19 protein-coding genes are annotated in these 22471 nt (G+C 47.2%); 15 read left to right on the top strand and 4 right to left on the bottom strand.

What is annotated here, in order from left to right:
• Positions 1-34 precede the first annotated feature (34 nt).
• Positions 35-2170 carry an XrtA/PEP-CTERM system histidine kinase PrsK gene (prsK, locus tag DESLA_RS19055; protein WP_051434434.1) on the top strand — a complete coding sequence of 712 codons (2136 nt, stop codon included), beginning with the start codon at positions 35-37 and terminating at the stop codon, positions 2168-2170.
• A 56-nt stretch (positions 2171-2226) separates the two neighbouring features.
• Here prsK and wecB read toward each other — a convergent pair whose 3' ends face one another.
• Complete coding sequence (gene wecB / locus DESLA_RS0106070; RefSeq protein ID WP_281172426.1) at positions 2227-3354, bottom strand: non-hydrolyzing UDP-N-acetylglucosamine 2-epimerase; 1128 nt, start codon at positions 3352-3354, stop codon at positions 2227-2229.
• A 557-nt stretch (positions 3355-3911) separates the two neighbouring features.
• Between wecB and cysC the strand changes: the two genes are divergently transcribed.
• The 12 genes from cysC (at position 3912) to DESLA_RS0106010 (ending at position 18491) form a co-directional block, all read left to right on the top strand.
• Entirely contained in the window at positions 3912-4577 is a 666-nt protein-coding gene (gene cysC / locus DESLA_RS19050; RefSeq protein ID WP_051434433.1) for an adenylyl-sulfate kinase, read from the top strand.
• 79 nt (positions 4578-4656) lie between these two features.
• On the top strand, positions 4657-5796 hold the full coding sequence (locus DESLA_RS19045) for a glycosyltransferase family 2 protein (RefSeq protein ID WP_051434432.1): 1140 nt from the start codon (positions 4657-4659) through the stop codon (positions 5794-5796).
• A gap of 95 nt (positions 5797-5891) precedes the next feature.
• The gene (locus tag DESLA_RS0106050; protein ID WP_028571765.1) at positions 5892-6713 is read left to right on the top strand and encodes an acyltransferase family protein; all 822 of its coding nucleotides are present in this window, start codon (positions 5892-5894) and stop codon (positions 6711-6713) included.
• A 24-nt stretch (positions 6714-6737) separates the two neighbouring features.
• Entirely contained in the window at positions 6738-7991 is a 1254-nt protein-coding gene (locus DESLA_RS0106045) for a glycosyltransferase (RefSeq protein WP_028571764.1), read from the top strand.
• Between the two features lie 19 nt (positions 7992-8010).
• Positions 8011-9234: a glycosyltransferase gene (locus DESLA_RS0106040; protein WP_028571763.1), complete on the top strand. Its 1224-nt coding sequence runs from the start codon at positions 8011-8013 to the stop codon at positions 9232-9234.
• A 31-nt stretch (positions 9235-9265) separates the two neighbouring features.
• Positions 9266-10558 carry an O-antigen ligase family protein gene (locus DESLA_RS0106035; protein WP_169732598.1) on the top strand — a complete coding sequence of 431 codons (1293 nt, stop codon included), beginning with the start codon at positions 9266-9268 and terminating at the stop codon, positions 10556-10558.
• A gap of 86 nt (positions 10559-10644) precedes the next feature.
• Positions 10645-11433 (top strand): sulfotransferase family protein, encoded by a 789-nt coding sequence (locus DESLA_RS22795; RefSeq protein ID WP_169732597.1) that lies wholly within the window; start codon positions 10645-10647, stop codon positions 11431-11433.
• An 87-nt stretch (positions 11434-11520) separates the two neighbouring features.
• Positions 11521-12270, top strand: a complete 750-nt coding sequence (locus tag DESLA_RS21565; protein WP_169732596.1) for a 7-cyano-7-deazaguanine synthase — start codon at positions 11521-11523, stop codon at positions 12268-12270.
• Between the two features lie 90 nt (positions 12271-12360).
• Positions 12361-13509, top strand: coding sequence for an ATP-grasp domain-containing protein (locus DESLA_RS0106025; protein WP_028571761.1), 1149 nt, complete (start codon positions 12361-12363; stop codon positions 13507-13509).
• A 33-nt stretch (positions 13510-13542) separates the two neighbouring features.
• The gene (locus DESLA_RS0106020) at positions 13543-14691 is read left to right on the top strand and encodes a sugar-transfer associated ATP-grasp domain-containing protein (RefSeq protein WP_028571760.1); all 1149 of its coding nucleotides are present in this window, start codon (positions 13543-13545) and stop codon (positions 14689-14691) included.
• The gene (locus DESLA_RS0106015) at positions 14684-16036 is read left to right on the top strand and encodes a flippase (RefSeq protein WP_035261439.1); all 1353 of its coding nucleotides are present in this window, start codon (positions 14684-14686) and stop codon (positions 16034-16036) included. Before DESLA_RS0106020 ends, DESLA_RS0106015 begins: the two co-directional genes overlap by 8 nt.
• A 19-nt stretch (positions 16037-16055) precedes the next feature.
• Positions 16056-18491: a heparinase II/III domain-containing protein gene (locus DESLA_RS0106010; RefSeq protein WP_028571758.1), complete on the top strand. Its 2436-nt coding sequence runs from the start codon at positions 16056-16058 to the stop codon at positions 18489-18491.
• Between the two features lie 4 nt (positions 18492-18495).
• Here the strand turns inward: DESLA_RS0106010 and DESLA_RS0106005 are convergent, their stop codons facing one another.
• From DESLA_RS0106005 to DESLA_RS0105995, 3 genes are all read right to left on the bottom strand, one after another.
• A complete protein-coding gene (locus tag DESLA_RS0106005; protein WP_156932880.1) occupies positions 18496-18912 on the bottom strand; it encodes a PilZ domain-containing protein in 417 nt (138 codons plus the stop codon).
• Entirely contained in the window at positions 18905-20284 is a 1380-nt protein-coding gene (gene prsR / locus DESLA_RS0106000; protein ID WP_028571756.1) for a PEP-CTERM-box response regulator transcription factor, read from the bottom strand. Before prsR ends, DESLA_RS0106005 begins: the two co-directional genes overlap by 8 nt.
• A gap of 484 nt (positions 20285-20768) precedes the next feature.
• Positions 20769-21020, bottom strand: a complete 252-nt coding sequence (locus DESLA_RS0105995) for a hypothetical protein (RefSeq protein ID WP_028571755.1) — start codon at positions 21018-21020, stop codon at positions 20769-20771.
• 114 nt (positions 21021-21134) lie between these two features.
• Here DESLA_RS0105995 and DESLA_RS21560 point away from each other — a divergent pair, with 114 nt between their 5' ends.
• Both DESLA_RS21560 and DESLA_RS0105985 read left to right on the top strand, forming a co-directional pair.
• Positions 21135-22124: a hypothetical protein gene (locus DESLA_RS21560; RefSeq protein ID WP_028571754.1), complete on the top strand. Its 990-nt coding sequence runs from the start codon at positions 21135-21137 to the stop codon at positions 22122-22124.
• A gap of 103 nt (positions 22125-22227) precedes the next feature.
• Complete coding sequence (locus DESLA_RS0105985) at positions 22228-22419, top strand: Thivi_2564 family membrane protein (RefSeq protein WP_028571753.1); 192 nt, start codon at positions 22228-22230, stop codon at positions 22417-22419.
• Positions 22420-22471: the final 52 nt, after the last annotated feature.

Raw genomic sequence — 22471 nt, 5'->3', positions numbered from 1 at the left:
GATTTATTTTCTATAAATCCGGAGGATCGCGCTCGTGGTGCTCCAGACCTTTCTCTCCCTGGCCGCGATCCTGACGGCCATCGGCATGCCGCTTTACGTGCTGGCCCGCGGGCGGGGGTCCTGGAGCCTGGCGTGGCTGTTTTTCGCCTTGGTCGGTACGGCATCCCTGGAGCTGTTTGACCTGCTGGCTCTGCGCGATCCGGAAAGCCTGCCTCAATGGCGTCGCCTGGCCATGTTTGCCGAGGGAATCCTGCCCATGGCCTGGCTTGGCTTCAGTCTGTCCTTTGCCAGGAAACCGGGCATCAAGAACGTCTCCCTTTTCCAGATCGCCTTTCTGGCGCTGACCCTGACCTTTCCGGTCATGGTGCTTTCCCATTCCTTCGAGAGCTTCTACTTTTCACCCGATTTCGCCGTTGAGAGGCTGTTGTTCCTCTCCTCGTCGGCCTTCGCGTTTTACGTCGGCCTGTTCCTGTTTCTCGTCCTGCCCCTGATCAACCTTGAGACCACCCTGGCCGAGACCAGTCACGGCGACCGCTGGAAAGTCAAACTGGCCCTGATCGGTTCCGGAATCGTCCTGGTTGGTCTGATCTTCTATTTCAGCCAGGGGTTGCTCTTCAGGACCATCAACATGCAGTTGATTTCGCTACGTTCAACGGCATTGCTTCTGGGCGCGGCCCTGATCGGTTATTCCCTTCTACGGCGTAACCACGAGGTCGGAATTATCCTGTCCCGGCAAATGGCTTTCAGGTCCGTAGTTCTGCTGGCTGTCGGTCTGTACCTGCTGGGACTGGGGCTTCTGGGGGAGGGACTGAAGCATTTCGGACCGGAGTTTCCCGGCGCTTTGGCGGCGGTGCTTGCCCTGCTTGTCGGAACCCTGCTGCTGATCGCCCTGTTGTCCGAAACGGTGAAGCGCAAGATCCGGGTCTTCCTGGTCAAACACTTTTACAAAAACAAGTATGATTACCGCCTGGAATGGCAGAAACTCACGGATCGACTGTCCAGAGCCAAGACCAGGGATGAGCTGTACGCCGCAGTGCTCCAAAGTTATCGCGACACGTTCGGCATGGGCCGGGTCGCCCTGTTTTTGCGCGATCACGACACCAATGTTTTGCTGTGCAGCTCCTGTTGTGAAATGAAAACTCCGCAGGTTGTTTTCAGCTCCGACGATCCCCTCCTGGCACCCATGTCCGCGCAAGACTGGGTCCTGAACCTGAAAGAGAAGCCCCTGAAAACCCAGACCAGCGACCAGGCTGATTTTATCCGGGAAAACAGGATCGTCCTGCTGACGTCATTGCATATCGGTGGTCGTTTGGAGGGCTTCATCTCCCTGGGTGCTCCCCTGGACGCCCGAGAAATCTACAACTTTGAAGACTATGACCTGATCAAGGCCATGTCCCGCCAAGTGGCGCTGGCCCTGCTGAATTTTCACCTGGCCGATCAGTTGGTCCAGGCCCGGGAAATGGAGGCAGTGGGGAAGGTTTCCGCCTTTGTGGCTCATGATTTGAAAAACCTCGTCTACACACTCTCTCTGGTTCTGGACAATGCCAAAGACTACATCGCCGACCCCGAATTTCAGCGGGACATGCTCCAGTCTTTGGGGAACACGGTCAACAGGATGAAGGTGTTGATTGCCCGTCTCAAGGAGCTCCCTGGGACTATCAGTCTGAACAAGCAACGGGTCGATCTTCGGAATTTGGTTGAAGAGGCGGTGAGTACAGTTGTTGAGACGGCACCCGTTACGATCGTCGGGGATCCCGTGTTGGTGGTGGCGGACCGGGAGGAATTGCACAAGGTTCTGCTCAATCTGTTGCTTAACGCCTTGGAGGCCACGAAAAATAACGGTCCTATCAGTGTGGCCGTGGTCCGGGAGAATGGCCGGGCAGGATTTCGCGTCACGGATGCGGGATGCGGGATTGACCAGGATTTTCTGGCCCAAGGCCTGTTCACCCCCTTCAGGACCACGAAACCTGGCGGATTGGGCATCGGTTTGTATCAATGCAAACAGATCATTGCCGCCCATGGCGGCCGGGTCGAGGTGTTGAGCGAGAAGGGCAAGGGGGCCGCTTTTACGGTTTGGCTTCCGCTTCGCGATGAAGAGAGGGGCTCTGCAATGGGTTTGACCCGTGAAGCCGACGAGGGAGTTCGCGACGACGTTGAAAAGCGGAGCTGATTGATGATTGAGGTTCTTTTGCTCGGACTCGACAACCCTGAATGCTCCCATCGCGGTCAATGATCCCAAGCGCACAATACCTGGGCGATTCTTTTGCTGGCTTGTCCATCCCAAAGACTTGGAACACGAGAAGGTTTGCATTTCCCGGCCATGATCTGGTCCACTGTCCGGCGCAGCAGCTCCATGTCCGTCCCGATCAGGACATTGCTGCCCTCCTCCATGGTAATCGGGCGTTCCGTGCTGGTGCGCAGCGTCAAGCAGGGGACTTTCAAGGCCGTTGTCTCTTCCTGCAAGCCTCCGCTGTCCGTCAGCACCATGGCGGCGTCCTTCCAGAGATAGAGAAAATCATCATATCCCAGGGGAGGGAAAAGAATGATGCCGGTTTCGAGAGGATCGTCCGATTCTTGCGGTGAGCGTATTTGTTGCAGCAGGCCGAATGCTTCCAGTTTTGCCCTGGTTCGTGGATGACAGGGAAAAACGATCGGAAGGCGTTCGCTGACATCCATCAAGGCCGCGATGATCGGTTGAATGTCTTGCGGTCGATCCACGTTGGCTGGCCGGTGCAGGGTCAGGCAGGCATATTTTTGGGGGAGCCGTTGCTTGAACCGGTACATGTTCAGCTCAGCGGGGTCCTTTTTCTGAAGCCGTTGCAGCTGGTAGAACAGATTGTCGATCATGACGTGCCCCACGAAATGCACGTCCTTAGGCGCCTTGCCTTCCTGCAACAGGTTTTCCGTACCGTTTTTCTCCGTGGTGAAGAAAATATCGCTGATGGCATCCGTGGCCAGTCGGTTGATTTCTTCGGGCATGCTCCGGTCTCCCGAGCGCAAACCAGCTTCCACATGCACCAGACAGATGCCCATTTTCTTGGCGACGAGACCGGCGGCAATGGTTGAGTTGACGTCGCCGACCACCAGGACCATGTCCGGATTTTCCATGTCGCAAACTTGTTCGAATTTGACCATTACCGCCGCGGTTTGTTCCGCATGTGTCCCCGAGCCAACCTCCAGATTATAGTCCGGCCGGGCAATGCCCAGTTCGGTAAAAAAAGAGCCGGACATGTTTTCGTCGTAGTGCTGGCCAGTATGCACCAGGATCGGCAGTATCGATTGAGCATGATTTTGCTTCATTTCTCGTAAAATTGGCGCAATTTTCATAAAATTTGGTCTTGCTCCAGCCACCATCAGAATCTTTGTCATGTTGAACACCTGTTTGGTTATTGCATGAATATGCACTTGATCTCCGAATAGAGATCAAGATCGTCAACGACACCATCAGGAAGACCATCGAGCAATGCAGGCACATCAGGCTTGCGTTGAATATCGTCGATAACGATATCAAGAAACGTGCCGTTCTTTTCCTTGCGAAGTCTTCGGTCATCCAAGTCCGACAACATTGATCTTTTACGATGCTTTTCGTCAATTATTGAATTGGCGTGTGGTATTTATTTTGCAAGGTCGAGCATGATTTTGAAGTGTTATTTCCTGATTTAAAATGAGATTTCGTAATAAGCACAGCATGTTGATTTATCCAAATGATTACGGTTGCCACGCCTGATTTATCCAGGATGAGAAGAGTGAAAACAGTAACCGTATGAATATAATTGATAAATAATGCAAATGATAACAACGACGCAGCATAATTTCTGTCCAGCAGTTCAATCTATATTGACCGGATTGTCCAGATTTTCCGGACAAGGAGTTTTGTTGCAAGGCCGTTATTGCTTGCCAGAAGGGAAGCCATGTCCAGCATAAATCAAAAATATGCATCGAATTCAGGCTCCACGAGAGAGTGTCGAAATATTGTTCCGTACCGAGGCAAAGTGCGACGTGAGCACAGGGAAGAACTGCTCGGGCAGACCGGCATGGTGCTTTGGTTCACGGGGCTGTCCGGATCTGGCAAGTCCACCATCGCCCATGCCGTGGAGGAGCGGCTGCACGCGCTGGGAAAGCTGACGTATGTTTTTGATGGAGACAACGTCCGCCAGGGGTTGTGTCGGGATTTGAGCTTCTCTCCCGAGGGGCGTGCTGAAAACCTGCGACGTATTTCCGAAATGATTCGGCTGTTCCTGGATGCCGGGATCATCTGCCTAACGGCTTTTATTTCCCCCATGCGCACGGACCGGGGAAAGCCCAGAGAACTGATCAACTGTGGTCGATTCTTCGAGATCTACGTCAAATGTCCGCTGGAAGTATGTGAACAACGCGATGTAAAAGGACTCTACAAACTGGCCCGCTCTGGCCAGATCAAAAACTATACCGGCATATCCGCTCCCTACGAGGAGCCGTTGGATCCGGACTTGGTGCTGGAGACAGACAGATGGTCACTGGATGAATGCGTAGAGAAAATTCTGCAAGCATTTTTCAAAGTCCCCCCATGCCCCGGACAGTCGCCAAGGCCATTGTAAGTGACGTTAACAATAGTGATTGGTATACAGGATATCCAATACACAACATAGATATGACCATGGCGTCGAAAGATATTATATGAAAATTATATTCATACTATCAATGTTTTTTATATTCTACACGTATATTATTTATCCGTTTATTTTGTTGATTCGGTCAAAACTCTTCCCAAAGCCAATCAACAAGCAATATTGTGATATTTTGCCGATGGTTTCCATTGTCATCGCAGCGAGAAATGAAGAGAAAAATATTGAAAAGCGGATCAACAATCTTCTTGAACTGGACTATCCATCAGCCCGTTTTGAAATCGTTGTTGTCTCGGACGGTTCGGATGACAATACCAACCAGATCGTGCGGGAATGTGCGGCACGAAGCGCGTTGGTCAGGATTTTTGTCTGCGCACCATCCAGAGGGAAAGCATCTGCATTGAGCAAGGGCGTTCGTGAAGCACAGGGAGAAATCATCGTTTTTGCCGATTGTCGCCAGTGGTTCGACAGACGAGTCGTGATGGAGCTGGTGGCTAATTTCAACGACCCACAGATCGGCTGCGTCAGCGGAGAACTGGTTTTCGTTGAGCAACGTGCCAGCACAATCCAGAAGGAAATGGGCGTATATTGGCGTTATGAAAAGATGGTCCGGAAGCTGGAAAGCCAGGGCGGTTCAGTTGTTGGCGCAACGGGTGCCATCTATGCGATTCGCAGAGAACTCTACAAAGATATTCCGGCAGAGACGATTCTTGATGACGTCTTGCTCCCGATGATCATCGTCATGCAGGGCCAGCGATGTGTTTTTGATCCTTCCGCTGTCGCCTACGACACGGTTTCCAAAGACATGCGTTCTGAAATGACCAGAAAGATTCGTACGTTGGCTGGCAATTGGCAGCTACTGAAGATTGCGCCGGAGCTGATGTCGCCGCTTCAGGATTCAATCTGGTGGTGTTTCTTGTCCCACAAGATATTCCGACTCCTGGTTCCGTTCTGGATGCTCTCCGTGTTTTTCGCGAATTTTTTCCTGGCGGGTCTGTTTTTCACCATCACGCTTGTCGCGCAACTGGTATTTTATGGTGTAGCGGTTGCTGCCTATCTCAAGCCTGAATTCCGTGAATTGCGTCCGGTAAGTTTAATCTACTTTTTCGTCAATCTGAATTATGCGGTACTTCTTGGGACATGGTGCTTTTTTTCTGGCAATACAGCTAAGACATGGAGAAAAGTTGCGTAATGCGTTGCTATGGAATTCCTGGTAGTCGTTGTGCTTACAAAGGGGATGTCTACGATAAATAACGTGTTTCCATATCGTTACATGAACGTCGGGCAATGGATAAGAGAAAAAAAACGCATCCAATACTGGTGGCGAGTATTCTTAGGATTTTTGCAACAATCTTAATTTTCGTTTTTCATTACAGGGGGCTCAGCAAATTACCAAATGATATACCAATTGATAAAATTGGCATAACGACTTTTTTGCTTCTTTCAGGATACTTTTCTTTTCAGCCGAATATTCCTCCTGCTTCGTGGCTGATTAAGAGAATCAAGCAGATTATGATACCCTATTGGTCGGTCATATCCATTGTTTTGCTTGTCAATGAGATTGTAGGTTACAAGACAACAGATTTTTTTACAGCAATAATTATTTTTTTTGGAGGAAGCCTGTTCGTAAAAGATCCTGTGTATGTCATATCATGGTTTATTACATATATTTTAATATTATATATTTGTCTTTTTATATACTTATTGATTGATAATATTTTTTTAAAATTAGTATTCATCGTTTTTTCAGCGATTTGTTTAAATTTTGCGGGGATAAAGAATTACCTGTACTTTTTTAGTTTTTATGCTGGTTATTTTGTACATGCATTTTTTAAATTGAATTTTAATGGTACGTCAAACAAATTATTGAATAAGATTAATTATATTCTGTATCAAATCCAAGGACATTCATACTCATTTTTTTTGCTTCATGGCGCTATTTTAAAATTGGTATTCGGCGTTTTCATGTTTAGAGGTACGATGGCATTTATGATATCTTTCTTGATGACATCAACTGTGTCTATATTTCATAAAATCATCTCAGAAAAAATAGAAAAATTTTTGGAATATTATGAAAATAAGATTGTCACGCGTATCTCGCATCCTTGAAATTTCATTAAACGAGAAAATGTAATGAACACATCTCACTCATTAAATGGAAAAACAGTTCTGCATGTGCTTGATCGATCAATTCCAAATCTCAGCGGTTACAGCATCAGAAGCAAATACATTGTCGATTTCCAGGCCAGGAACGGTTTGAGTCCTCTTGTGGCGACAACGCCAAAGTACGAAAGAACTGTTGCTCATGAAAAAATCAATGGTGTTGAATATCACCGTTCGTATGAGAAGCCTGGGAAAATAATGCGGATTCTGCAAAAAATTCCTTTCCTCAGGGAACAGTGCATGATGCTCCAGGTTGAGAAAAGGATTGAAGAATTGGTGCAAACCAGACAGGTCGACATTATTCACGCGCACTCCCCCTCGTTATGCGGTTTGCCTGCATTGAAAGTCGCTCGTCGCATGAACAAGCCCATGGTTTATGAAGTCAGAGCTTTCTGGGAAGATGCGGCAGTGGATCGAAAACGATTTGCCGAGAATTCCCTGAAGTATAGAATCAGCGGCAAGATTGAACAAAAGCTCTTCGATCAGGCTGATTGCGTTGTCTGCATCTGTGAGGGGCTGAGAAAAGAGATTGCTGAAAGAAGGTCGAAGCCAGGGTTGTCGATTGTCCCTAATGGCGTTGACGCCAGTGTCTTCATTCCACTTGCGAAATCGCAAAAACTGATCGCAAAATATCATCTCCAAGGGAAAGTCGTCATTGGATTCATCGGTTCTTTTTTTACCTTTGAAGGGTTGGCGGATCTCATCCAATGCATTCCCAAGGTCAGCCACGGACAGCGCGATGTTGCTTTCCTTCTTGTAGGTACTGGTGTTGAAGATCAAAATTTACGAAACCTCGCCGAAAAACTGGAACTGGACGGACGAACCGTGATTTTTACGGGCCGTGTCCCCCATGAGGATGTTCCGGAATACTATTCAATCATTGATATCCTGGTCTATCCAAGGATTAGCAAGCGGATCACCGAACTTGTGACCCCTCTCAAGCCGCTCGAAGCCATGGCCATGGAAAAAGCCGTCCTGGTCAGCGATGTCGGCGGACTCAAGGAGTTGGTCAGCGATGGACAAAACGGATTTGTCTTCAAGGCGGGTGATATCAACGACCTCGCGGATAAACTGATCTACTTGGCAAGTCACCTTGGTCGCTGCCGGGAGATTGGCCGCCAAGCCAGGAAGGATGTGATCGCAAAGCGCGACTGGTCCGTAGTCGTTCAGGGCTACTTTGAGATCTATGCGGGATTGTTGAACGGCAAAACGCAAGCACAGTAAATTGCCAGGCTCCTGAGCAATGAAGAAAATACTTGTGATTACAATGCTGTACCCCAGTCGGGAGAGCCCTCATTTTGGCGTGTTCATCAAAAGAGAGGTCGAGTCGATGGCTGGGCTGTATTCGCAGAAAGTAATCGTGCCCATTCCCTGGCGTTTCTCCCATGGCAGGGACTCAGCATTGCCGGGAGATCGGCATGATCGTGATGCACGAAATGGCATCGAAGTCATTTACAAAAAATACTTTCCACTTCCCGGCGCTGTATTTTTACCGGCAAAAGGAGTCTGGTTCTATCTGTTCCTCGTGGGTCTGATCAGGAAAATCCAGGTTGATTTTGATTTTGATCTCATCCATGCGCACAATGCCTACCCAGAAGGATATTGCGGGTTACTCATCAAAAATGAATTCAAGAAACCGCTGATTGTTTCCTGTCGGGGTAATGATCTGAACAAGCTGCCCGAGTCGTTTGTTCTGCGGCCGATGATCAGGCGTGTCCTGAACAATGCCGATGCCGTCATCACTGTGTCCAAAAGCCTTGCCCGGAGAGCCGTCGAACTGGGGACGGATCCGGATAAAATATCTCTGATGCCCAAGGGAGTAGACATGGACGTATTCAAGCCCATGTCCAAGACGAAGGCACGAAAAAAACTCGATCTCCCCATGGACAAAACGATAGTCCTGTCGGTTGGTTGGTTGATCACCAGGAAAAATCCATTTTCATTTACCAAGGTCCTCCAGGACTGCACCGCCGCGGAGCGTGAAAAACTACTCTTCGTATGGGTTGGTGAAGGTCCAAGGCGAACTGAGTTGGAGCGAGAGATCAAGGCCAACAATCTTGAGAAGCACGTCAAACTGGCGGGAAGAAGGGATCCGGCTGAAATAGCAATCTGGATGAACGCCGCGGACATATTTATGCTGGTCAGTTTTTCTGAGGGCATGCCGAATGTCTTGTATGAAGCCATGGCTTGTGGAGTGCCAGTCGTCGCGTCGAATGTTGATGGTGCCTCAGAGGTTGTCAATCATTGGGAAAATGGATTTTTGGTCTCACCATATGATTACAAAAAGATGTATGAATACATATTGTTGCTCAAAAATGATCCGGGATTGCGAAAGAATATTGGATCTAATGCTCTGCGATACATGAAAGATAATAATTTGTATTGGGAGAAAAATGCAAATTGGCTTCGAAATAAATATGAATTAATTATTAGTAGTGATGCTAGCGAGGCTAATAGAAATGAATAGTGTTGTATTTTTGTCGTTGGGCGTAATGTTCGTGAGTCTGATAACCGTCATAAATCCGTTTTATGCCTTGCCATTTTTTATTTTTGGACATTTTATCGAGCCAATACAATTTTTCCCAGAACTTCGAACGTATAATCCAAGCTTATTATTGGGATATGCAGTACTCGGAGCATGGATACTGCATGTTGTTTTTACAGGGAATTTTATTGCGGCTAAGAACAAGCTTGTTGGCCTTGTACTTGTTTTTATTGCTTGGACATTTATTTGCTCTATAATCGGATCAAATGCAACATGGAATGACCAAATGATGTTCATAAGAAATGTCATGCCGTTTTTTCTTTTTGTCTACATGGTGAAGACAAAAAGGCAAGTCGTTATTGTTGTTTGGGTCTTGATGGTGATGGGAGGAATAGCTGCATTGTACGGTTTGTATTGTTTGAAAGCTAACATTGGCGTTAGAGATGAAGGAATTGTGAGAGTAACAAGTTTTATGTCAAATCCAAATGCATTTGGAAAGACACTTGCGCTTTTAATACCAATTACAATGGGGTTGTTGTTAAGTAATTATATGTATAAAACGAAAATAATTTTGTCTGGAATATTAATTTTATTGATAACTGGAGTAGTTATTACATATTCAAGGACATCAATGATTGCAATGTTGTTGTGCTTATTCTTGACACCAGTAATGTATTTCAAGGGGAAAAATAAAATTATCGCCTTTATGGTTACCTTGGCTCTTGTACCGGTGTTCTATTATGCCTTTCCTCTTGAAAGAGTAAAATGGAGGGCGCACAACAGGCTGATGACGACATTTCAGGCAGAATCAGCGGCGGAGGTTGATCTTGGCAGGGTGGAGTCAGCAAGGGCGGGGTGGATGATGATGCTCCAAAACCCCATTTTTGGCGTAGGCATAGGTGGATTCGGCCATGAGTATTATCAGCTTGCACAACAATCAGATGATCTTGAGTTGGTTGAAAGCAGATATGGAGAACGTGGTTTAAGTGCGCATAATCTCTATGTGCAGGTGGGAGGACAATTGGGGGTTGTTGGGGTCGGTTTGTATTTTTTGTTGATTGTATATGCCTATCGAAATGCTATAAAAGCAGAAAAAATGTTTGAAAAATCTGAAGAAGGCACGCTCTATGCGTTATCCCGTTCATTAAAAATATTTATAATAGCATTCATGGTAATCGGAGTTACGAGTAGCGGATTAGGAAACAAGCTGTTTTGGATTGTTATTGCTCTTGTGATAGTTCTTAGAAGGTTGGCGAATGATCAAAATACTAAAATAAATCATTATGAAACGATAAATGCTGTATAAAGTTGTGCAGAGAATTAATTTTTTAGAATTAATAATATTTTATGAAATCAATCATTTTTAAAAAAAAATGGCGTAAATTGTACTTTATGCTGATGAAAATTAATATTGAATGTAGATCAGTTTTTGTTAAAATTAATCCATCTCCAATATTTATACTTGGAAACCAAAAATCGGGGACTTCCGCAATTTCAGCATTGCTTGCATCTGCAACAGGATGCACTGTAAGCATAGATCTGTCAAAAGAGTGGCTGTATAAACGTAAGGGATATTTACTTGTTAAAGAAGGTAAATGGACCTTTGCGGATTTTGTTGAGCGGAACAAACTTGATTTCTCAAGAGACATTGTCAAGGAAGCAAATTTGACATTGTTTTATGAAGATTTGGTTGAGACTTTTCCGCAATCGAAATTTGTATTTATTGCAAGGGATCCAAGGAGCAATATCAGAAGCATACTTAATAGGATCAAAGTTCCAGGGCATCTCGAGTCTCTGGAAAGATGGGATCAGAAACCGCATATCGCCATTGGTTGGGAAAAGGTTGTAAACGGTGCATGGCTTGGACTTGACGGCGACAACTATATCAGCATGCTGGCACAAAGGTGGAATTTAATGTCCGATGTTTACATTCAAAATAAAAATTCCATCATCCTTTCACGATATGAAGATTTCCTGGTTGATAAAATAGGAGAAATCAAGCGAATCGCAGGAAGATTACATCTTAATCCCCATTACGATATATCCAATAAAATTAACATACAGTACCAGCCGAGAGGGAACAGGGAAGAGAACCTGCGATCATTTTATGGTATAAAGAATCTCGAAAGAATAGAAAAAATTTGCCGAAACAATATGACTCTTCTTGGTTATTGCCGGTAAGTTTTGTTATATGAAATGAGTGCTCACAAGGCCGTTTGTTGTCTGAATACTTAAAATGATATTTATTTAATAATCTGAATGATATATATGAAGAATATCATTATACTCTGGACAGGTGGCTTTGATTCAACATATCAGTTGCTGCAGTTGTTGACTGTTGATAAAGTTAACGTGTCGCCAATTTATATTATTGATGAAGAGCGTCGATCAACATGTGCGGAAATGATATCGATGAAGAGAATCATATCGAAATTAACAAAAAAATTTCCATATGTTATTGATCTTTTGTCACCTATACAATACTTTTCTATGGCAGGTATTGTTTCGAACAATATTATATCCGATGCTTTTAAAAGAATCAGAATGAAATCATTTATTGGTGGGCAATATGAGTGGTTGGCCCGTTTCTGTGATCAAAACAATATGACTGATATGCAGTTATGCATTCACAAAGACGACAAGGCTCATGATGTTCTTGTTGATGTAGTCATTGCAGATCCTCTCAAAAGTTGTCGAGTTAGTAAATCATTCAGTGACACAGATGAATATACACTCTTTAAATATTATACATTCCCAGTGTTCAGCTTGACAAAAATCGAAATGATGGCTCTTGCCAAAGAACAACACGTTGAGGAAATTATGAATATGACATGGTTTTGCCATAGTCCGCATAAAAACATGATACCTTGTGGAACATGCAACCCCTGTATTTATACCATGGAAGAAGGGCTTGCCCATAGGTTGCCTTATGCAAGTCGTATCAAGTCATATATCACGAAATATGTCGCAAGGCCGACAAAATCGGCAGCAAGAAGAATTATCGCTCGACTTGCATGAAAAATTGTATGCATATTTTTAAAACACAATGCAACAATATAGGTAAATATTATGCTAAAAAGGTTGCTAATAAACGAAACAGTCAACAAAATGACCCCAGGATTTGCAAAGAAAATTATCAGAAATATTATTCCCTATCATACTTTCATCGAAACAATATGGGAAAAAGAAAATAAATATATAGGTACGGAGTTTGAATGGAAATACGATTTTGGAAGTAATGTGAAAATTGGAATAATTTATGATCTTGCTCAGTATCACAGACACTATATTGCTGCTTGTATTGATTTGAAAAAATCATATGAAGTTTTCGAGATCCATGACACAAAATGGATTGGAAATTTTATGAAATCTCAATGTCAACTGTTCCTTGTTTGGCCTACGATTGTAAATACGCTTTGGAAGAAACTGTTTGACGATCGACTTTACTTTCTGACACAAAAGCTCGGGAAGATCATTTTTCCGTGTTATGAAAGTTTATGGCTTTATGAAAACAAGAGCCGTGTTCGGGATTTTTGTCTTATCAACGGAATCAAAATTCCTCAAACAGAAATTTTTTACAGAAAAAATGAGGCATTAGAGTACATTGAAAGATCGAAAATTCCCGTTGTATTGAAGCTTGACCAGGCTGCTGCTTCGCTTGGTGTTTGGATTGTCAAATCGCGAAGTCAGGCACGACAAATGGTTCGCGCAATTTTTCATAAAGGTTTGGTGGTGCGCAGAGGCGATCCACGCGATCGAAGGTGGGGGCAAGTGATTTTTCAGGAATATCTGCCGAATGTTGAGGAATGGCGAATCACTCGCGTAGGGGACAATTTTTTTTGCCGTTTCAAACATAAGAAAGGCGATTTCCACAGTGGATCAGGAGTATTGTCCTGGGGCAAGCCGGATCAGGAACTGTTGGATTACGTGAAAATAATCACGGATACGCACAATCTGAAAAGCGTGGCCGTGGATCTCTTCGTACAACCGGAGACGAAAGAAGTCTGGGTCAACGAGATCCAGGCCATGTTCGGTGAAAGAAAAATTGATGATCCGCAACATCAAGGCAACATGGGCAGATATCAATTCGTGAACGGGCAATGGCAATTCGAGCACGGATATTTCTATACCAATGCTTGTGCCAATCTGCGTCTGGAGTATGCCTTGGAAAGTCTGGACAAGCGTCACAGGGTCTCGCTTCAGAGTTCGACGGACGCATGCGCACGCCCGAATCCGCAAAACCCTTGTAGCCTCTGAACGGATACGGATTTGGTGCTGTAGGAAAGGTCCATGGAGAGAATTAAAACAATTGCCAATCAAGGGTTGAAGGCCGTCAGGCAGATCTATCGAATCCGCAAGCTTTTCAGTTTGGTTGAACACCGAAAGATTCACGACCTGGCAAAGTCAAGCGACCACAGGGTCGTTGCCATGCCTCGGAAGTCCACGTTTCGCAGGTATCTGGAACTCTTATTCATTGATATCCGATGGGGGGAGCTTTCCATTTTGTACTTCTTGCAGGATGTCGATTTAATTGGAAAGAAGATTACGAAAAATTATTTTCCGTATTCCATGTTCAAGTCAATGCGAGAAGCAAAAAATCGCACAAAACCATATGATTATATATGTTTATTGCAAGACAAGCTGCTGTTTGAGCGCTATTTTTCAGCTGCGGGAATCCAAACTGTTCAAAGCATCGGCGAAATGGGGCCCGGGCTCAATTGCGATTTCGGTCCGTCAGGGCAAGGGGCAGTATTGGACTTTTTTTCTCAACATCCTGACTATACATGTCTATTTTGTAAGCCACGTTTTGGAATTAAAGGCAAAGGAGCGTTCAAATTTGAAGCCAGACATGGTAAATACTATGTAAACAATAAGAAAGCAGAAATGAACGAATTAACGAAGCTTGTGGATAGTCCTTATCTATGCCAGCCATTCATTACACAACACGAAGATATTGATCGGCTTCACCCCCAATCAATCAATACACTGAGGGTCATTACGTTCAGACATGGCGACAATGTCAATGTTTTTCTGACGTATCTCAGGATTGGAGGAGGAGGCAGCATGACGGATAATAATGAAAATGCCAGAGCTGTTGTTGGAGTGAATCAGGACACCGGGCAACTTAATGATGTTGGACTATGGGTAACTGGTGATAGTATTTCGGAAACTTTTGCACACAAAACATCGAATGTAATATTTTCTGGGTGTTATATTCCATTTTTTTCTGATGCGTTGGATTTGGCCCGCAAGGCGCATGAGTGGACTCCAGGCCTGTACAGCGTCGGATGGGATGTCGCCTTTACGCCTGATGGCGTGGTATTGGTCGAAGGAAATGACGACTGGGGAGCAATCTTTGCGATGTGGGTCATGCGTGATTTTAAGGAAACATTTTTACAAGAGAATTCAAAATTAAAAGTAGTGCAAAACAATGTATAATTCTTACATTGTAAACAGAATACGTAATCTTTACGAGGACCGGAAATTCTCAGAAATAATTAAGGGGGCGACCTGGGCGATTTCGGCGAAAATTCTCGCCACGATTTTTGGCTTGGCAACTTCGGTCATCATCGCAAGAATGTATGGGGCAGAGGTTTTTGGCATTGTCGCCGTGCTGCAGTCCTTTTTTATTCTTACGACAATATTTACCGTCCTGGGAACAAGCACCTCCATTCTGCGACTGATTCCGGAACATCTGACCCGATACTCTCCGACATCGGCATTCAATGTTTACCGCAAGACCCAATACATGGTGGCCGGCGTCTCCGCGGTCACCGGCCTGATTCTGTTTCTCTGTTCAGGGTTCATAGCGGAAAAAATCTTTTCAAAACCCCATTTGCAGTACTATTTCAGTTTGGCGTCGGTGTTCATTCTTTTCAAATCACTTATGCTCCTGAACCAACAAGCGGTTCGCGGACTGCGCCTGTTCCGGATTTTCGCCTTCCTGCAGCTCCTCCAACAGCTTGCAAAACTGTTCATCCTGGTTCCTCTGACTTTTTTCGTCTTCCACCCCGACGATCCGATCCATGCGTTTCTTGCCTCGATTGCCATCACTGCCATTGTCGGGGCATGGATCATGGCGCGGGCTTTTCGGCGGGGATCCGCTCCAGGCGATATCGTTCATCCCATGTCACTGAAGGATATCCTCGTCTTATCCCTGCCCATGCTCGCGACAGCCACCATGATGTTCGTCATCGGACAGACCGGAGTCCTGATCCTGGGCATGCTCAGGCCTGATGCGGAAGTCGGCGTTTACGCCGTTGCGGTGAAGCTCGCCTCTTTGACGAGTTTTGTTATGACAGCCATCAATTCCATGGCGGCGCCCAAATTTTCCGAACTGTATCATGCGGGCAAGATGGACGAACTGTTTTATGTAGCCCAAAAATCGGCCAAGCTCATTTTTTGGACGACAACCCCGGTACTTGTTGCCTTGGTACTTTTTGGCAAGTCGATTTTACAGATATTATTCGGATTTGAATTCATCGTGGCCTATCCTGCCCTTGTGCTTCTGGTCTTGGGACAATTTGTGAATTCCATCGCGGGGTCGACAGGGTTTTTCATGAACATGACCGATAATCAAAATACATTCAAAAATATAGTATTTATTGCCGCCGTATCCAATGTGGTCTTGAATATATTGCTGACGCCTCGCTATGGAATTCATGGAGCGGCTATTGCAGCAATGATCAGTATGATGACATGGAATATCGCTACATTGTGTTTTATGAAATTAAAATTTGGAAAAACAACTGGGTATTTTCCTCGTTTGTCAATTAATTTATAAAGTTATAGTGAGGTGCGATATGAAAGCTGACATTCTATTTCGTTTACTTTTTATACATACACTATTTTTCATATTTAATTTGAATATAGCATATGCAGATAATATAAGTTCTGAATTAACTAAGTATTACAATGAAATATTCGTTGAACATCCTCGTATGTTTATTACAAATAATAACAGGAATATTATAAAATCAAAGGCGGAACATGAGCTTGCTGATGCATATCGTTTGTTGACGACACGACACATGAAGCATTCTCGAATTCCAAATCGATTACTTGCACTAAAAAACTATATCTACAAATATGGTTATCTGTATCAGATGACCAGGGACGAGCAATGGTGCGAACTGGTCGTGGCCGCCATGGATAACGCGCCCAACGCCATTCAGGCCCATGGGGGCGCCAACAATGGATTCGCGCATGCCCTTGAAGGTTTATCGATCGGTTTTGACTGGTGTTATGATACGATTGTCCGGTCAGGAAGGACACAACATTTCGTGAAGCTCATCAACCTGTATTATCAAGGCAACCAGGATAATTTGTGGGCCGGTTTGCCTGACTTCCATAATTATGCAAGTCAGGCGCAGTTCGCGATGCTGGCGGCGGGCATTGCTACTTATGGCGACAACCCCAGCGCCATCGACCATCTCGAGGAAGCTCTCGACGTTATGGAACGTGGTGTAACCAGAGACGGCGTGTATTACAATGTCGCCGACTCGGTGGCATATGTGGACGGAACGTGCAGTTGGGAAGGCGTGATGTACGCACGCCAACAAATTTTTTCGTATGGCAAGTATGCGGAGGCCTGGAGAACAGCTACCAACGGAAAAATCAATCCGTGGGAAGGGACATTCTCGAATCTCGAGAATGCCGGATATTATATCATGTACAATACAAGACCTGACAACATCTATGAAAACATAGGCGATGTAAATTATCCTGGAATTTCCTTTCATGACGTCAACAACATGGCCTTGTTGCAAAATTCGTTCAAGAATCCATATTTTACGACATTTCTCAACAGGCATTACCGTTGGGATAACGGAACTTTCGATACCGATATATGGCTTGGTCGAGGCGGGTTGCGATCCCCTCTTGTTTATTATCTCATGTGGTACGACCCCACGGTCCCTGAAGCCAGTCTGGATGAATTGCCCCGCTCAAAGAGGTTTGGGGATCAGATCGTCATCCGCACCGGATTTGAAGAAGATGATACGCTCATTTCCTTCAAAAGCGGCATTCATTGGGGTTTTCATTCGCAGCTGGATCACGGCTCGTTCACCATCTTCAAGCACCGCCCGCTGGCAATCGATAGCGGATACTACGATAATTGGAGGTGGGGGCGACGCATGAACTGGAATTATTGGAAGAGGACTACGGCGCACAACACCTTGCTCATTGATCATCCACAAGAAAAAAGCGTTCGATGGCCAAGGAATAATCTGCTTCATGTTGATGGAGGACAAAGACTTGCGTGGGTTACGTTCAGCCCCCCTCATTCCTCGAGTGGAAGCCATAACAAGCCGTTCAGCATTGCGGACTTGAAGAATAGAATTGATGAATTTGAAATGGGAATTATCACGAACTACGAAAGTACGGATGAATATGATTATATTCGAACCGACCTCACAAATGCTTACAGCAACAAGTACTCAGGTCGCGGCAACAACCAGCCCAAAAAGGTGCATCTTGTCGAAAGGTCGTTTGTCTACTTACCTCCGGATGTCGTAACCATTTTTGACAGGATTGATGTTCCGGAGAAACATTTTACGAAAAAATGGCTGTTGCACAGCGGCAGCTATTACGACAAAAGCGGCCGTCCCGAATTGAACGGCGATTTCATGGTTGTCCAGGGAGCAAGTGACGCGGGGATTGTGGAATCTTCAGACACCGATCTTATCAAGATCACCCAAGGGGAGGGCAGGCTGTTCGTCAAGACATTGCTTCCAGAGCAGGGCATAATCAGGAGAATCGGTGGAGAGGGATATGAATTCTGGTTGAATGGAGCTAATCGACGTTTTGCCCAGGAGGAGATACCTCGAGCGCGAAGAAATGAGGACCCTGGTGCTTGGCGTATTGAAATTCAACCTCGATCGCCCAACACGTACGATGAATTTCTGACTGTGTTGTTTCCCACAAATAGCAGTGTTGACTCCATTCCTGCTACATTGAAAATTGAGACTGTATCCGCAAGCATGGTCGGTGCGCGAGTTATCGATGCAAGGAAAAATTGGCTTATATTGTTTCATCGATCCGATATTGAACCTTCAAAGACGATTGAATATTCCGTCGAGAATGCAAAAGGCATTCGGCAATTATTGTTTAACGTTAAACCCAATACCTATTTTCAGGTATCACAATCAGTCTCCGAAGATATGCTTAACGTACTTGTTCAGGAATCCCGTGATGAGTTCGGCATCCTCTCTTCTCCGGAAGGCGTGCTTCTGTTCTGATCCCTCAAGGCAGCAACAGCCTGCCTGGGATCTCCTCCGCGAAGGCGTCAATGAGCCTTGGGCTCATCTTGACGTAAGGCAAGGGCTCGGAGAACTCCACGGCGAACCGGTCGGTTTCCTGGTTGCTCCAGATCACCGTGCCGCTTTGCCAACGCAGAATCGAAAAGTCGCTGTTTCTTGAAAGCTCTTTGAACATGATCGTGTCGCCCTTGTTGACTTCCGTGCGGCCAGAGAGGTTCTGCAACCCGGCGCTTCGCCTGCTGAGGTCGCGCAATCCGGCCTTGACGGTGCTGGAACCGTTGACGTGCAAGATACAGATGGTCCTGTTCAGAACGAGATCGAACAGGAGTCGCGGCCACCGCCGCTTGTGGCCGGTGCGCGGGGGTGGTTCGCCATTTCCTTGCAAAGGGGGGCTAGGCATGGTTTCCCTGGTCCAGGTCGTGTTTTTTGGCCAGATAGTACAGGGTCGGCCTGGATATGCCCAGTACCTCGGCGGCCTTGGAAATGTTGCCGGCATGCTCCTGGAGAGCATTCTGGATCATTCGCCGCTCCACCGTCTCTCTGCCTTCCCGCAAGGTGACCGACGGCGACGGATCATCGGCTGAGGACGGTGGCTGGTCGTCGAATCCCAGATCCCCGGGCTCGATGAAACGGGTGTTGGTCATGATCACGGCCCGCTGGACCCTGTTCTCCAACTCGCGCACGTTGCCGGGCCAATCATGAGAGCGTAGGCAATTCAAGGATTCCGTACTGAAACCCCCTATTTTGCGGTTAAGATCTCGACAGTTTTTTCGGAAAAACAGGTTGGCCAGTACGAGGACGTCCTCGCCACGTTCTCTCAAGGGGGGCAGGTCAATGGTCACCACGCCGATCCGGTAGAACAGGTCGTCTCGAAAGGTTCCCTGCTCCATGGCCTTGGCGATGTTGATGTTGGTGGCGGAGATGATGCGGGCGTCCACCTGGATGTCTTGGCGACCCCCCACGCGCTGGATCACTCTTTCCTGCAGGAAGCGCAGCAACTTGACCTGCAGGCTCAACGGCAATTCTCCAATTTCGTCCAGAAACAGGGTGCCTTGATGCGCGTATTCGCACTTGCCTTGGACTCGGGCATGAGCGCCGGTGAAGGCCCCTTTTTCATGCCCGAACAGCTCGGCCTCCAGAAGATTTTCCGGGATGGCGCCGCAGTTGATGGCCACGAAGTTGTTGTTGCCGCGAGGACTTTTGGCGTGAACGGCTCTGGCCACAAGTTCTTTTCCCGTGCCGGATTCTCCTGTGATCATCACTGAAGCGTCGGAATCGGCCACCTTGCGTATCATCGCGAACACCTCCCTCATTTTCGGGCACTGACCGACAATGCCGAGGCAATCATTCATGCCCGGCAGGGTCGTGCTCAGGAGGCGGCGGTTTTCCGCCTCCAGGGAAGCGAGATGGAAAGCTCGTTTGATGATGATCCGCAGTTCATCCAGGTCAATGGGTTTGCGGTAAAAGTCGTAGGCCCCCATCTGTACGGCCCTGAGGGCATTTTCCTGGCCGTCGTTGCCGGTGATGACGATGACTTTGGCGACAGGGGCCAACGTGAGGATTTCCGTAAGGCAGCGAAATCCTTCCTCGGAGCTGTCTTCATGGGGAGGCAGGCCGAGGTCCAGCGTGACCACGGCGGGCCTGTGCTTGCGGAACAGCGTCAGGGCATGGTCCGCGTTTTCGGCCAAATCCAGATCATAATCGCGACCCAATCCCCATTTGAGTTGTTTCCGAATATCCTCGTTGTCGTCGACGATGAGCAGTCTGTTCATGGCGTTCTCTTTCACGGGTGATGCGCATTCTACCGCCGTCGGCCCCCGTTTTTCCCTGAGTAGTCCGTTTCGTTCCAGACAACATGGACAACCCTGGCCAGATCATGCCCTGGCTTTGTCAGGCGGTCGTCGACCCGGCGCGGATTCTCCGGAGTCTCTTTGATGACCGTGTCCGGAATTTCCAGACATCGGGGTCCTTCAACGTGCGGGATTCCGAGGACGACATCCGGGAGCAGGGCAGATTTGTCCTCGATCTCATCCGTTATCTGAATCGGTATCGAAATCGAAATCGTGATCGAAATCGAACGTCATGTCCAAAAAGATGACGTAATCACAAGGTGGTACACAGCATTTGTCATTTTCGATTTCGATTTCGATCGCGATTTGGATTTCGATGAGAACAGATTTGCTCTGACATCCGGGAGCAGGAGCTCTGGCCAGCCGTTGGCTGGGTACTCAGCCAAAGCGAACCATTGGCCAAGCATCACTTGCAATTCTCAAACCACGATGCCATCCCCGTAATCTTCACCCCCGGGGCGGATTGTTCTCGATCCTCACGCGCTACCCGGATCGCGTCGAAATCGAAATCCGGATCGAAATCGAACGACATATCCAAGAAAATGGCAATCAAGTGTGGTGCACAGTGCTTTCCGATTTCGATCGCGATTTGGATTTGAGAACCGAAACCTCCCTCCCCCCGGGAGATATTCCTGTCTTCCGGGATTTCTTCTCGCACAAAACAAGCCTTTCCCCTACAGACACGGCCAAACAGATAGGTATTATTGAAGCTACCGAGATAAACGGCATCTTTTCGTGCTGTGCACACAACAAAAAAAGGGGGGGAGGAAGAATGAAGAGCATCTTGAAAATGGGCGTGTGGATTGTGGCTGTCTTCCTGCTGGTGGGTGTGGCCGGCATGGCTCAGGCTCAGACGGAACTGAAGCAGCTGGGCCGGAGTCCGTTTTTTGAACCCGAATTACAAACGGTCGGTGATTTTCAGGAAATGGTCAAACAGACGCTTCCTGATCTGGAAAAAGGCTTCTCAATGGCCGGTTCCGCTGAATTATTCGATGATTTCGTGGTCCAGGTGGAGCAGTCCAACATTGAAACCGTGGACGTGCCCGTCGGCGAAAGACTCCAATGGATGATCTACAGAAAGGCGCAACGCGTCGAGGTCATGAAGGACGTGGTTTGGGCCGGGCAAGACTCCTTCAAGGCGTTCCGGCTGGTGGTCGATCAAGACGGCAATCGCAATACTTTCGTCGTTCCCCTGATATGCGGCAACGTGACCCTGGCTCGGACAACCGCCGTGCCTGCCGCGACACCCGTGGCCATGGAGAGACCGGCCCCGGCCGTTCCGCCTGTTGGCGCGGCTCCCGCTCCCGCACCCGTCACGACCACGGACTCTCCATGGACGGACCCGGTCCTGAAGCGTGGGCAATTGGTTGCGGATATCGGTTTCCTGCATCAGCCCGATCCCGCAAACTACCTGCTGTTTCGTGTCGGCTACGGCTACCGCTTTCATGAAAACTATTCCGTTCTGGGCATGGTCGGATTCGCCCCGGTGGTCAGCGGCGACGACGACACCGATTCGGTCATGGCTGATCTGACCGCGTACTACCACTTTGATCGGATGCACTTCGGCGGCGGTTTGGGATTCTGGCATTCCAGTCGGAAGGATCGCCTGGACTTGATTCTTCTGAACACGGGTTATCGGATCTACGGGGAAGCGTATCAACGCAATGTTTCCCTGTTCCTGGAAGTCCGCGCGGCCGTTGACCAACTGGATGAGCTGGAAAAATACATCCGCTATGGCGGTGGAGTGCGTTTCCACTTCTAACGTTGCCAAGAGGAAAGGTCCGCCTTGGGTGATCCGGTATCTGTCCGGGCTGCGCGGCGCGCCTGATCGATGACTTGCCGTCATATGAACAAGGAGAAATATTGTGCCTCTCATCAACGTTATCATCATTCTGGTCGTGGTAGGCGTGATTTTGTGGCTGATCAACAGCTACATCCCGATGCAATCCACCATAAAAAGCATCCTGAACGTCGTCGTGATTATCGCGGTCATCATTTGGTTGCTGAGCGTCTTTGGGGTGATAGGCTCCCTGTCCGGAATCCGCGTTGGGAATTGAATGGCCGGGGGGCTGTTGATGCGCTCGACGAACCCTGAAAATACGGCCACCA

Origin of the sequence: Desulfonatronum lacustre DSM 10312 (genome assembly GCF_000519265.1) — a bacterium.
In the GTDB taxonomy this organism is placed as follows: Bacteria; Desulfobacterota; Desulfovibrionia; order Desulfovibrionales; family Desulfonatronaceae; genus Desulfonatronum; species Desulfonatronum lacustre.
Note: the sequence above shows the minus strand (reverse complement) of the source record. Positions and strands in the feature narration are given on the sequence as shown.